This window comes from Pseudomonas sp. FW305-7, from assembly GCF_058786735.1.
In genome coordinates this window covers 35,268-47,512 of record NZ_JBYSZA010000024.1, presented here as the reverse complement: position 1 = coordinate 47,512, position 12,245 = coordinate 35,268, and the positions used below count along the sequence as shown (strand labels likewise).

10 protein-coding genes are annotated in these 12,245 nt (G+C 60.6%); 5 read left to right on the top strand and 5 right to left on the bottom strand.

The genetic code is table 11. The features are described from left to right. Positions 1-132 precede the first annotated feature (132 nt). The 4 genes from AC3WMT_RS23720 (at position 133) to AC3WMT_RS23705 (ending at position 3,581) form a co-directional block, all read left to right on the top strand. Positions 133-822, top strand: a complete 690-nt coding sequence (locus AC3WMT_RS23720) for a GNAT family N-acetyltransferase (protein ID WP_103305819.1) — start codon at positions 133-135, stop codon at positions 820-822. A 4-nt stretch (positions 823-826) separates the two neighbouring features. Continuing rightward, positions 827-2,011, top strand: a complete 1,185-nt coding sequence (locus AC3WMT_RS23715; RefSeq protein ID WP_103305818.1) for a GNAT family N-acetyltransferase — start codon at positions 827-829, stop codon at positions 2,009-2,011. Then, a complete protein-coding gene (locus tag AC3WMT_RS23710) occupies positions 1,983-2,774 on the top strand; it encodes a ChbG/HpnK family deacetylase (RefSeq protein WP_103305817.1) in 792 nt (263 codons plus the stop codon). Before AC3WMT_RS23715 ends, AC3WMT_RS23710 begins: the two co-directional genes overlap by 29 nt. Positions 2,775-2,888: 114 nt before the next feature. Continuing rightward, on the top strand, positions 2,889-3,581 hold the full coding sequence (locus AC3WMT_RS23705) for a GNAT family N-acetyltransferase (protein WP_103305816.1): 693 nt from the start codon (positions 2,889-2,891) through the stop codon (positions 3,579-3,581). A 151-nt stretch (positions 3,582-3,732) separates the two neighbouring features. On the opposite strand, the gene AC3WMT_RS23700 is transcribed toward AC3WMT_RS23705, so the two are convergent. Beyond that, positions 3,733-4,539 carry a class I SAM-dependent methyltransferase gene (locus AC3WMT_RS23700; protein ID WP_103305815.1) on the bottom strand — a complete coding sequence of 269 codons (807 nt, stop codon included), beginning with the start codon at positions 4,537-4,539 and terminating at the stop codon, positions 3,733-3,735. 246 nt (positions 4,540-4,785) lie between these two features. On the opposite strand from AC3WMT_RS23700, the gene AC3WMT_RS23695 reads away from it, so the two are divergent. Continuing rightward, complete coding sequence (locus tag AC3WMT_RS23695; protein WP_103305814.1) at positions 4,786-5,133, top strand: hypothetical protein; 348 nt, start codon at positions 4,786-4,788, stop codon at positions 5,131-5,133. 156 nt (positions 5,134-5,289) lie between these two features. On the opposite strand, the gene AC3WMT_RS23690 is transcribed toward AC3WMT_RS23695, so the two are convergent. The 4 genes from AC3WMT_RS23690 to AC3WMT_RS23675 all read right to left on the bottom strand — a co-directional run bounded on the left by AC3WMT_RS23690 (position 5,290) and on the right by AC3WMT_RS23675 (position 12,184). Then, a complete protein-coding gene (locus AC3WMT_RS23690) occupies positions 5,290-6,720 on the bottom strand; it encodes a sigma-54-dependent transcriptional regulator (protein ID WP_103305813.1) in 1,431 nt (476 codons plus the stop codon). Further along, positions 6,689-8,182: a sensor histidine kinase gene (locus AC3WMT_RS23685; RefSeq protein WP_103305812.1), complete on the bottom strand. Its 1,494-nt coding sequence runs from the start codon at positions 8,180-8,182 to the stop codon at positions 6,689-6,691. The genes AC3WMT_RS23690 and AC3WMT_RS23685 overlap by 32 nt, the downstream gene beginning before the upstream one ends. Before the next feature lie 94 nt (positions 8,183-8,276). After that, positions 8,277-9,380 carry an SCO family protein gene (locus tag AC3WMT_RS23680; RefSeq protein ID WP_103305811.1) on the bottom strand — a complete coding sequence of 368 codons (1,104 nt, stop codon included), beginning with the start codon at positions 9,378-9,380 and terminating at the stop codon, positions 8,277-8,279. Further along, positions 9,377-12,184, bottom strand: coding sequence for a multicopper oxidase domain-containing protein (locus AC3WMT_RS23675; RefSeq protein WP_103305810.1), 2,808 nt, complete (start codon positions 12,182-12,184; stop codon positions 9,377-9,379). The genes AC3WMT_RS23680 and AC3WMT_RS23675 overlap by 4 nt, the downstream gene beginning before the upstream one ends. Positions 12,185-12,245 lie beyond the last annotated feature (61 nt).

Below are 12,245 nucleotides of genomic sequence, written 5' to 3'. Positions count from 1 at the left end.
TGGGCTGCGAAGCGGCCCCGCATTTACAGGCTAAAAGCGACGACTGCTGCGCAGCCCATCGGGGATGAATCCCCTCGCCACAGAGCCCCTCGCCACAGTCGTTCGCCTTGCCGGAACTCCGGAGTACGCACAATGGGCATCGTCAGCAAACTCAGCGAACACATCAAGCAGAAAGGATTGTCTGCCACCGTCAAAAAGGCCTGGAAGCACTACATCTTTTCCCATCAGGAGCTGCTGTGGATGGAGCGCGATCTGGTCAGCCCGGTGCCGCCGCACAACCTCAAGCCCTACCCGCCGTTGCGGGTGGTGAAGATCACCGCAGACAACGCCAGCGCCTTCGCCCGCTACTTCGGCGACCGTGTCGGGACCATGGCGGAACTGGCCAACGAGGGCCACACCGGGCACATGCACCTGGACGATCAGGGCGATGCCGTGGCGTTCATCTGGGGCAGTGCGCGGGACTATTTCGACCGCCATTACTACGGCTGCCTGTTCCCGGTGAAACCCGGCGAGTTCTTCGAGTTTGGCGGTGAACTGACCCGTGCCTATTGGGGCTCGGAGCTGTCGGTGGATCTGCAACTGGAGCTGTGGAAAGCCATGGCCGCGCAAGGCTGCGACAAAGTCGTGGATGTCTGCGAGTTCCACAACATTCCGGCGCTCAAGCTGCACCTGCGCATGGGCTATACCGAACAGGGGCGGATCATGAACGTCTACACCCTGTTCAACCGCTGGCGCTTCTACCGCGAAACCCGCTACAGCGGCTCGCGTCTGGATGCGTTGCGCAAACCTTCCCGTCCACCTGTAACAGCTACGGCGGCCTGAGCCTATGGTGACGCGATTCGAATGGTGCACTTCACTGTGCGCCGCCGATTTCCCGGCAGCAGCGTATGAAGCGCTGCGCCTGCGGGTGACGGATCACACGCCGTTCAACAACCTCGGTTGGTTGTGTGCGGCCGAGCAGGCACTCGGTGAGGGTGAGCGTCTGCACATCCTGCTGGGTTGGGAGACGGATGAATTGCGTCTGTGCCTGCCGCTGGTGGCGAGTCGCGAGCGCTTTTTCGGCGTGCCGTTCCGGGTGCTGCACCACTTGGGTTATCCGCTGGCGGATCGCCTCGCGCTGCTGTCGCTACTGGACAGCGAAGGTATGCGCCAGGCGTTGTCGTTGATCCGCCAACGTGTGCCCCACGCGCTGCTGCAGCTCAATGAAGTGTCCGAGCCTGCCGGTGAGGAAAGTGCGCTGACCGAATGGATGGCGCGCAGCTCCACCGCTGAGCGGCGCCTGAGTTGTCGGGTGCCGGTACATCTGATCAGCGAGGCGGATCATCAGGAAGTCTCCGGCGATCCACGCTACAAACTGCGCCGGGCGCGTAAACGGATTGCCGCGTGTGGCGCCGAGGTGCGGCGGATCATTCCGGATGCAGTCACCATGGGGCCCCTGTTGCAGGCGATCAGTGAAGTCGAAGCAGTGAGCTGGAAAGGTGACGAAGGCGTCGGGATTTTTGCCAGCGAACGCAGTCGACTCCTGATCGAGCGCGCCTTCACCGCCCTCGCCGGCCAAGGCCTGGTGCGGCTGGTGACGCTGGAGCTGAACGGGCGGTGCATCAGCTATCGGCTCGGTCTGCTCGAACAGAGTCGACTCTACGATTACAACCTCGCCTTCCTGCCGCAATACGCCGACCTGGGCAGCGGCCGGGTGTTGCTGGAGGAATGGATTCGCTGGGGGCTGGACGAGCACTGGCACTGGATCGATGCCTCGCGGGTCAGCCTGGAAAACTCCAGCCATCAACTGCATGAACGCATGACCGGACAACTGGAGCACTGGCGCTGGAGCTTTTGCTCCTGGCGGCCGAGTGGCCTCGTCCTCGGTCTGGGCTTGCGCCTGTGGCATCGACTCAAGCCGCGCGTGCAAGGCTGGCGGGCGCGGCGCGCAGAGCTTGCGAAACCCACACTGAAACCTGTCGCGATCACCACGGAGGGCGAACATGCCTCGCCAAGTCATAGTCAACGCTGACGATTTCGGTCTCAGCCCGAATGAAAACGCGGTGATCTTCGCTGCATTTCAGGCCGGGGTCATCAGTTCTGCCACGGCGATGGCCAACATGCCGGCGTTTGAAGCGGCGTGTGCCATGGCCCGGCACCCTGTGCTGGAAGGCCGGGTCGGATTGCACTTCAACCTGACTTACGGGCGCCCGTTAAGCCGGGCCATCCTGTTGCGCCGAACGTTCTGCGACAGCCATGGTGTGTTCGACCTCAGCCTGCCGCGCCACAGTCTGTGGCTCAGCCGTGAGGATCGTGACGCGGTGCGTGAAGAGTTGCAGGCGCAGTGGCAGCGTTGTGTCGACCATGGCGTGCGCCCGAGCCATATCGATTCGCATCAGCACGTGCATAACATCTGGCCGATCGGCGAAATCGTCGCCCGCTTCGCAGCGCATCAGGGCGTACCGATTCGGCTGGCGCGCAATCTGGGGCAAAACCTCAACCTGGCGAAACGGCTGTTCAAAAGTTTGCTCAATTGGCGTTTGCAGGGTCTGGCCGGTGTGACCGCTGACTATGTGTGCACGCCGATCGACTTGCGCAACGACTTCGCGCCGACCGACGGTGTGCTGGAAATCGTCGCTCATCCGACTCAGCTCGCCGGCGATTTTGGTGACGCTTACCTCAACCCCGACGAATCCCTGAACCGCGTGCTAGAGCAGCGACTGGCGGGTATTCCACGGGTTTCCTACGCCGAATTGAACAAGGATTTTCTACGCGGTGCTGCGGCACTCGATTGACTTACATACCTTGCAATACTTTCAAAGATGGCACTTTGAAATGTACTCGCAAAGGTGATCTATACCCACAAAAGCACCATCCACAACACCCGGGCTGCGGCCACGGAGGGCATCATGAGTGTCATCGAAAAACTACAAGAACGCATCCGCCAGAAAGGCCTCGGTCGCACCTTCGGCACGTTGTGGAAACGCTACGTGTTCTTCCATTGGGAACTGCTGTGGATGGAGCGCGACCTGGTCAGCCCGGTGCCGCCGCACAAGCTGCGGCCTTACGCTGGCCTGCGCAGAGTCGACATCACGCCTCAGAATGCCGGGGCGTTCGGCAAGCATTTCGGTGATCGCGTGGAGACCATGGCGGAACTGGCCGCCGAGGGTCACACCGGGCACATGTACCTCGACGCTGACGGCCACGCGGTGGCGTTTATCTGGGGCAGCATTCGCGACTATCACGACCGTCACTATTACGGCTGCACCTTCCCGGTGAAGCCTGGCGAATTCTTTGAGTTTGGTGGCGAAATGACCCGCGCCTATTTCGGCAGCAGTCTGTCGGTGGACGTGCAGGTCGCGCTGTGGGAAGCCATGGCGGCTCAGGGCTGCAACAAGGTGGTGGATGTCTGCGAGACCCACAACATTCCGGCGCTGAAGCTGCACATCCGCATGGGCTACCACGAACAGGGGCGGGTCACTCACGTTTATTGCCTGTTCGGTCGCTGGAAATTCTTCAGTGAAAGCCGCTACGAGGGCTCACGTCTTGACCCACTTCGTAAACCGGGGCGGCCGGTGGTGAGTGCGGCGGCGCAGGCTTGATAAATCCTTGAAAGGGATGGCGACTATTCGGCCGCCATCGCTGGCAAGCCAGCTCCCACAGGGGTTGAGTTGTACTCAGTATTGCTTGTACGACACTAAAACTGTGGGAGCTGGCTTGCCAGCGATGAGGCCAGTCGGCGCGATAAGGCATTCAGGCCTTAGTGGCGACCAGGGTAAAACACATCGGCATCTGCGCCTCTTGATTCAGATACTGGTCATACACCTCTTCCCGATTCGAATGCGCGTATTCCTTGAAATGCGCAATGCTCAGCCCTGCCCCGATAGCACCGCTGAAAATCGCCCCCAGCGTGTGCACAAACCAGTACGACTTCGCTGCCTGCTGTTCAACCTTGCCGACATAGACAATCGGTTCCTCCTGCACAAACGGTTCAGCGCGAAAGTACGAACTGGCGAGGCGATAAGGATCTTCCGCATCCGGATCAACCATTTCCAGAAACGGATGGGTTTCATAAATCACCAGTTTTCCGCCCGGCTTGAGGGTCGCGGCGACATGGCGGAAAAACTCGCCGATGTCCGGCATCCAGTTGAGAACACCAATGGTGATCAGCGCCACGTCGAAGCGATTCTGCAGCGATGCAGGCAGATGATGGATATCGGCTTCGATGAATTCGGCGTTGTGCGCTGAGCGGCGGTTCAGTTCACGGGCCTGCTCAAGGAACGCCACCGATTGATCAACACCGACAACCCCGCGCGCACCGAGGGCGAACAGCGACAGGCTTTCGCGCCCGTTGTTGCAGCCCAACTGGATCACGTCTTTGCCATCAACCCCGACTTGCTCCAGCAAGCCGCGCAACGTGTCGTCGAGGCAAGAGAATTCTGCCTGCGCAACGTCGTTCAACAAGGCCTGCCAGTCAGGCGAATCCTGATGATGGCGGGCGGAATCGTTCCACGCCTGTCGATTGCTCTCGATGGCGGTTTTATTGTTCGGCACTTCCATGGCGCACTCCGGACGATGCTCGTGATTGAGCGGATCCGAGTCTAGATCAGCCCGGCAATTACGGTTGTTGCAAACTTGTAAGCCAATTCGTGTAGGAGCTGCCGCAGGCTGCGATCTTTTGATCTTGTTTTTAAAGGTCAAGATCAAAAGATCGCAGCCTGCGGCAGCTCCTACATATCTGATTGTTTGAATGGCGGGCAGCTATAGTTAATAGCCTTGGGGAAAACCGCACTCGCAGGTGCCGCCATGCAAATGCTCGATCGGCTGTTGTTGACCGGCTGTCTGCTCGCTGCCAATCAGGCGCAAGCGCTGGACAGCAATTTTGTTTACTACGGGCCCAACCAGCCCTTTGCTCACCCTGCTCCGTATTCCTTGAACGCAACGCCGCCGAAGCCTTACGAGGACACGGCGCCGCAGGATTTTGTGGTGATTCCGGATGATCACGTGTTCTACGACTCGCAATTGCCCACCGTGGCGGATGCGACGGTGCGGGTGTTTATTCGCACGTACGATGCCGAGCGCGGGATTTACGTGAATGACGAGGTGCTGGATCCCAGTTGTTTGCTGGAGTGTTTGAGCCGGCAGCAGCATTGATCCTGATTACCAAGTATTAACCAGACGCCACAAAACCCTGTGGGAGCGGGCTTGCCCGCGATGGCGTCCTGTCAGCCGATCTATCTGGTGACTGACACTACCTCATCGCGGGCAAGCCCGCTCCCACAGGGTTTTGGGTGCAGGCGGTCACCACTTTTACCACTGCCGTTTATCCGGGCGGGCGAGGCCGAGTTTTTCGATGCGATAACGCAGCATGTCGCGGCTCAGGCCCAGCAGGCGCGCTGATTTGGTGACGTTCCAGTCGGTCTTGTCGAGCATCTTGCGCACCATGTCGCGTTCGACTTCCGGCAGGTTCATCGATTCGGTGTTGCTCGCCGGTCGAGGTTCGTAGTGCATCGGCACTTCATGAATATGCAGCGGCGGTTCGTCGACCAGGCTCATGCACACGTTCAATTGATGCGCAGCAATCGTGTCGCTCGGTGCCAGCAGCACGGTCTGCTCAAGCATGTTGCGCAGTTCGCGCACATTGCCCGGCCAGGTATAACTGAGCAGCAACTCCTCGGCCTGCTGGCTGAAATGCAGATTCGGTTTGCCGTAGCGTTTGCCGTGGCTGGCGAGGAAGTGCCGCGCCAGCAGCAAGATATCGTCGCCCCGGGCGTACAGGCGCGGCACTTTGATCGATATGATCCGTAACCTGAAAAACAGGTCACGGCGAAATTTGCCCTGTTGCACCATTTGCTCAAGGTTGCAGTTGGTCGCGCTGATCACCCGCAGATTGACCTTGCGCTCCTTCACCGAGCCGACCCGGCGAATTGTCCGGTCCTCAAGCAACTTCAGGAGCTTGGCCTGCAGCAGCAGATCCATCTCGCCGACCTCATCGAGAAACAGTGTGCCGCCATCTGCCGCTTCCACCAGACCGACGCGACGGTCCTTGGCATCAGTGAACGCGCCCTTCTCATGTCCGAACAGCTCCGACTCCACCAGATTCGACGGAATCGACGCGCAGTTGAATTCAATAAACGGCCCCTTGCTACGCGGCCCATCGAAATGCAGGGCGCGAGCTACCAGTTCCTTGCCGGTGCCGGTCTCGCCTTCGACTAAAACCGGCGGCAGATCGGTGTTGGCCATGCGCCGCTCGGCGTCGAGCAACTGCCCGATGGTGTTCTTCAGATACTGCATCGGTGCCGAGTCGCCAATCAGCGCCTGCACCCCGGATTTCTGCGCCTCGCGGTCCTGATAGAACGACAGCGTGCGCTCCATCCGTTCGGTGGCCAGAGCCTTGTCCAGCAGCAGTTTGAGTTCCGGCAACGCGACCGGTTTGGTGACGTAGTGAAAGGCGCCCTCCTTCATCGCCACCACGGCATCTTCGACGTTGCCGTAGCCGGTCATCATGATCACTTTCAGATCTGGCGCGCTGATGCGCAGCTTCTGGATCAGGTCATGCCCACTCATGCCCGGCAGCGAGTTGTCGGTCAGCACGATGTCGGGCATGAAGCTGTTCAATTGCTCCAGCGCATCTTCAGCAGAATGGCAGACAGTCACCTCGAAGTCCTTGCGCTCCAGGTAGGTCTGAATATTCTCGGCCAGCAGTTCGTCATCCTCGACCAGCAGAATGCTGTGTTCCATATTCCCCTCCCGTTGCCACTTTGAAGTTGAGACTGACGCGGGTTCCTTCCTGCTCGCGGCTGGTCAGCACGACCGAACCTTCGAAACGCTCCATGATGCGTTTGACCAACGCCAGGCCAACCCCGAGGCCGCCCTGTTTGGTGGTGAAAAACGGTTTGAACACCAACAGTTGCTGCTGCGCGCTCATGCCCTTGCCGGTGTCACTCACGGTCAGGCGCACGCTGTCAGGCTGCGGCGATTCGAATTCGACGCTGAGCACACCGCCCTTGGGCATGGCTTCCAGGGCGTTGGCAAACAGGCTATTGAGGATTTGTGTGAGCAACACCTTCTGGCTGACCACCAGCGCGCAATTCTGCGGTGTGAAGCGCACTTCGACGTTGCAGCGTTTGATCAATGCTTCGAAGGCGCCAACGGTGTCTTCGACCGCCATCACCAGGTCCACCGCCTCGCCGTCGTCGTTCATCGGCCGCAGCGACACCAGCAACTCGCGGACCCAGCGCGACATGCGATCAACCTGGCTGATGATGTCGCCGATGTTGCGTTGCGCGCCGGGGCTGGCGACTTCCTGGGCCAGTTCGGCGCTGGAACGGATGGTCGCCAGCGGATTGCGCAGGCTGTGCGCCACCGCCGAGGACATTTCGCCGAGGGCGACAAAGGTTTCATTGCTGATCAACTGTTGCTGTTGGCTCTGCAGCAGCTTCGCCGCGCGGCGGACGATCCAGAACAACGCCAGAAAGATCGCCGCACCGCCGAAACACGTGGCGGCCCAGATCGAGGCAAATCCACGGTCGATGCGGTCGACCAGATCCGCCGGCTCTTTGTAGATTTCGACCATGGCAACGACTTTACTTTTGTCGGCGTTGAACATCGGGATGTAGTTCTCGATGAACAAATACTTCGGTTCGCGCAGTAACTGCTGCTCGGGTTTCTCATCGTCAATCTTGTGGTAACTGGAGGACACCGCGACTTTCATCTCGAACGATTCGTCGAGTTCCTCGTCATCCTCGAATTTGATCCCGATCAGTTCGGGATTGGTCGACCAGATCACCGTGCGGTCCAGTGCATACACCGTGGCCAGGAGAACGTCGGGCAGATGTTCGACATGGTCAAGAAACTCGGCGCGGGCCGCCGCATGGGCAACGGGATCGACATCGGGAAAGTTGTCGTCCTGGCGTGGATCGAGCATTTCGCCCATGGTGCGTGCCGGGGTGATGCCTGCGTGGCGTATTTCCGCCGAGCCAATGGCCTGAACGAATTGCGCGGTCAGCAAGGCGTCGCGCTCGACACTTTCGGTCACCACAAAACGCGTCGAGATGTACCCCAGCCCCACCGCCACGACGGCGATGATCAAAAAGCTCGCGAGCGAGAACCAGCGCAGCAGATTGAACTGTTCGCGCCAGCTCTTGCCCATTGCCGCCGGCGTGTCCGGCGCGGAGGTTTTTTGTATTTCCAGTCGCTGCATGGGAGTGCCCTGGAGGTTTTGTATCGAGCCAGTTACAGCCATCAGTGTAGGTGGCTCTGACCGCGACACACGGTTCAATGATGCTATTTCGCCGCTACCGCATCTGACTCACCGTCGCGGCTGCATGGTCCGGTTTTACTGGCGTCAATGCACCGTCGGCCATGGCATTGGCGGACGGTTGCTGGCGCTCGGTTTCGTCGCTGAGGAAGTCGATGATCGACTGCGCAGATGCCTCGTCGAGGCGCAGGTTGGGCATCGGAATTCGCTCGAACTGTTCGTAGAGCTGCAGGGCAGTCGGGTCTTTTTCCGCGAGCAGGCGATCCGGTTCGCGAATCCAGCGATTCAGCCACTGCGGATCACGGTTGCGGGTCACTCCGATCAGGTCCGGACCGATGCTGCGCATGCCAAGGCCCTGGCCATCCATGGGGCCGAGGCTGTGGCACGAGGCGCAGCGGGTGCGGAACAGTTCTTCGCCATTGCTCGGCGGGCGAATGTCCGGGGCGTCGGCGTAACTTTCTTCGATGCTCGGCTGTTTCCAGTTCTGCAGAGTGTTGGCCAATTGATCGGCGAGGATCCACGGATTCTCGAAGGGCGAGGCTTTCATCCAGCGCCCGGTGGTCTGGTTGCCGACGATCAGGCTGAGGTTGTGATCCTTGCTGCGGCCGTTGTCGACGCCTTCGATGAACAGCCCGAGCTTCTTGCGCAGGTCGGTGACGTCTTCGAATTCGCCGGTGAGAAACTTCCAGCCGGGGCCGACCTTGAAGCGCTGCGCATAGGCCTTGAGCACTTCAGGGGTGTCGCTGAGCGGGTCGATGCTGATCGAGTAGAAAAAGATGTCCTGGCCGACCCGATCACCGAGGAGTTTCTGCACCTGACGCAAGCGCGCGGTTTCCAGTGGGCAAGAGTCGCTGCAGGACGTGAAGATGAAATTGATCACCACCACTTTGTCTTTGATCAGGTCATCGAAAAAATGCACCTGCCGACCGTCCTGATCAGTCAGCAAGGTGTTGGGGAAATAGTCGCCACCCCACGGGGTGGCGGATTCGCTGGTCGCTGCCGTTGCGTCAACGCTGGCCTGGTGCGCGAGCAGCACGCGGCTGCCGAGCACGCAGGCCACCAGCACCAGCACCAGGTGCATGCCCAGCGCCCGGGAGCGCGGGGTATGCAGCGGTTGGCTGTCACCGTGGCGGCGATTCATGGCTTGACCACCACTTGCGGGCCATAACCGTCGCCATTGCGGAAGGTTGGCAGCGCGGCCGAGTTGACGTAGCGCACACCGTCCCAGCTCGGCAGAGGCGTCGGCATCAACTGCAGTTGCCCGGGTTTTTCAAGGTCCCACCGCAGCAGCATCGAGTTGTCTTCGTGCTGGGTGTTGTGACAGTGCTCCATGTACGTCCCGGCGAACTCGCGAAAGTTGATCGCCATTTCGACGTTGTCCAGGCCATCGGCTTCGGAACCGATCCGGTAGACGTCCTTGCGCGCCCATTTCTCCCATTCCGGTGGTGCCTTGCCGCCGCGACTGAGGATGATCCCTTCTTCGAAGTGCACATGCACCGGATGGCTCCAGCCCTTGCCGCCGGCCTTGATGTTCCAGACTTCCAGAGTGCCGAATCCGGTGACGCCGGCATCGGTCGGGCCGCTGGACAACTGGGTCGAGGCGTTCAGGCGCCGTGGGTCCATGTGGTAGCCAAAACCACCATCGGTCTTGACCGTCCACGGCGCTTCATCGGTGCCATCGGCGCGGCCAAAGGTGAAGGTGCGGTGACGGGCCTTGGCCAGCAGCGCTTTATCGGCAGCGTTGTCGCGATGGATCTTCAGCGGGATCATCACCAGCCCTTCAGCCTTGCCGGGTTTGGCCGGTTCGTAGGCTGCCGGGTTCATCGCCAGATCCTGGCCGGTGTAGGCCTTGACGTTGAGTTGCAAAACCTTGCCCACCGCCGGATCGCCCTTGTCCCACTGCGGGCCCTTGCTGGTTTGCTTGATCACCGGCAGGTATTTCTCCGAGAGCACATCCGCCAGCGGGATCATTTCTTTCGGGCCTTTGCCGTCGTCCTGCGCCTGCAGGTTGAGGAAGAACAGCTTGTCGCCAGGCTTGATGCCGTTTTTCGCGAAGTTGACGATGATGTCGAAGCGCTCCGCGATGCCTTGGGTAGGCAGGATCGCGTTGTGGTTCTGTTTATCGCCGTCGGCGTCGAGGTCCATGCTGCCGTCGAACGGCACGCTGTGTTCCATGATGTTGCCGTCGTTGGCGATCATGTGGAACGGCACGCGGCTGTACGTCAGACCCGAGTTTTTCGGCCCTTGGAACTCTCCGCCACTGCCTTTGATTTCCCGCACCAGCGCCAGTTTGAAGTAGCGCGACACCGAGCCATTGAGAATGCGGAAGCGATAGCTGCGTGCGCGCACATCGAGGGTCGGTTTCCACTGCCAGTTGACCAGCACCTGATCGCCGATGAAGCCGTCGGTGTTGAACGGGTTGAACCACAACTGACCTTCCTGATCCCAGGCCTTGTCGGCGAACACCAGGTTGACGTCATAGTCGCGGTTGCCCCACGGCAAGGCGCTGCCGCTGGGGAAGCGCAGGTTGACGCCGTCGTTGACCGACTCGTTGCCGCGATCCAGCGCGCTGTAGTAGTTCATCATCGCCGCGTTGCCCTTGTAGACATTCTGCGCGGTGAAATCGAGCATGTGGTCGTGGAACCAGTGGGTGCTCATGGTTTCGCGCCAGTCGCCCCGGATCTTGATGGTGCCGTTATTACAGGTCTTCTTCGCCGGGGCCAGATCGTTGACCCACAGGGTCTCGCCCGGCGCGCAGGGGAACGCCGCGCGCGGGTCCTCCGCCTTGGTGTTGATGCTGTCGTAACCGGCGAGCTGGATCGGCCAGCGATAATCGTAGTACTGGCCGGGGAAGAAGAACGCGTTGGCATAGCCGTCGCTTTCCGCCGGCGCGTGGCCGTTGTGCTCGTGGGTACTGATGGTGTGCAGGCCGAAACCGCGGTTGGCCGACGGGTCGATCGGCAAGCCGTTGTAGTGGCGCATCATCACCGGTTGGCCGTAGCGCACCATCAACAGTTTCGGCGGCAGCGTGCCGTCGAAGGTCCATACCGAATTGTGGTTCTGCACCGGCATGTTCGGGTGGAAGCGCGGGTCGACGCCTTTGGCGGTGCCATCGGTCGCCGGTACGCCGGCGACGTTGTGGTACAGACCGCCGGGGCCGAACTCGCCCAGGGCATAGCCGTGCATTTGCCGACTGTCACGCAGGCCGCCGTTGAGGCGCGCGCCGGTCTGCACGGTTTTGTAGGCGACTTGCGGGTAGAACTCGTTCCAGCGCTGGTGCGACCAGCCTTTTCCTGGCGGCCGTCCTTCAGCGGACGAGCCGATGTGGCGGTTGAGGAACACTTCGATCTGCGCCTGCCACGGATTGCGGTCGACAACGTTGGAGAACTGGCTGGGGAACGGCGTCAGCCCCGGTTGGCGCAAGAACGCATCGAGCGCCGTGCCGGGTGGTGCGCTGCGGGCGATGTTGTTCGGGTCCTGCGCGGGTGCCGGGCCGATCGCGGCCGGCGGAAAGGGCAACGGTGCGGCCGGGGTGGTCGGGTCGAGTTTTTCCGGGCCGAATTCCTCGAACAGCAGCAACTGCTGGCTGAACGGCTGTGCGCCATAGAGCGGGCTGGGTTTGCCGTTGGTGGGATAGTTGAAACTGGTCTGCACGGTGGGCGGCAGAACGTTTTCCGTGCGGGTCGAGTCTCGCGTGCCTTTGACCCCGTCGGGCAAATCGAAGGAATCTTCGTTGGCCTCGGGCATGGTCAGGATGGCGTTGAGTGCGGTCGGCTCGTCCGCCGGCTCGTCGTAGTACGCCGACGGATCGGACGTTTCGGGCTGGCGTTCATCATCAATCGGGCTCGCCTGAACCACGGTCATGGTGCCGAGGGTCAACATCAGAAAGACGCTCAGTGGCGTCAACCGGAAGGTATTGCTTAGGTCACGCGTTGCTCTGTCCATCACCAGCCGCCTCATCAAGGAAGGGGTGATGGTGTTTTGCAACTAGTGCGCCAAGAATTTA

Excerpts from the sequence above, each read along its gene's own strand:
- AC3WMT_RS23680 (WP_103305811.1), bottom strand. The coding sequence starts at position 9,380 with ATGAATCGCCGCCACGGTGACAGCCAACCGCTGCATACCCCGCGCTCC.
- AC3WMT_RS23700 (WP_103305815.1), bottom strand. The coding sequence starts at position 4,539 with ATGGAAGTGCCGAACAATAAAACCGCCATCGAGAGCAATCGACAGGCG.
- AC3WMT_RS23710 (WP_103305817.1), top strand. The coding sequence starts at position 1,983 with ATGCCTCGCCAAGTCATAGTCAACGCTGACGATTTCGGTCTCAGCCCG.
- AC3WMT_RS23690 (WP_103305813.1), bottom strand. The coding sequence starts at position 6,720 with ATGGAACACAGCATTCTGCTGGTCGAGGATGACGAACTGCTGGCCGAG.
- AC3WMT_RS23695 (WP_103305814.1), top strand. The coding sequence starts at position 4,786 with ATGCAAATGCTCGATCGGCTGTTGTTGACCGGCTGTCTGCTCGCTGCC.
- AC3WMT_RS23685 (WP_103305812.1), bottom strand. The coding sequence starts at position 8,182 with ATGCAGCGACTGGAAATACAAAAAACCTCCGCGCCGGACACGCCGGCG.
- AC3WMT_RS23705 (WP_103305816.1), top strand. The coding sequence starts at position 2,889 with ATGAGTGTCATCGAAAAACTACAAGAACGCATCCGCCAGAAAGGCCTC.
- AC3WMT_RS23675 (WP_103305810.1), bottom strand. The coding sequence starts at position 12,184 with ATGGACAGAGCAACGCGTGACCTAAGCAATACCTTCCGGTTGACGCCA.
- AC3WMT_RS23720 (WP_103305819.1), top strand. The coding sequence starts at position 133 with ATGGGCATCGTCAGCAAACTCAGCGAACACATCAAGCAGAAAGGATTG.
- AC3WMT_RS23715 (WP_103305818.1), top strand. The coding sequence starts at position 827 with ATGGTGACGCGATTCGAATGGTGCACTTCACTGTGCGCCGCCGATTTC.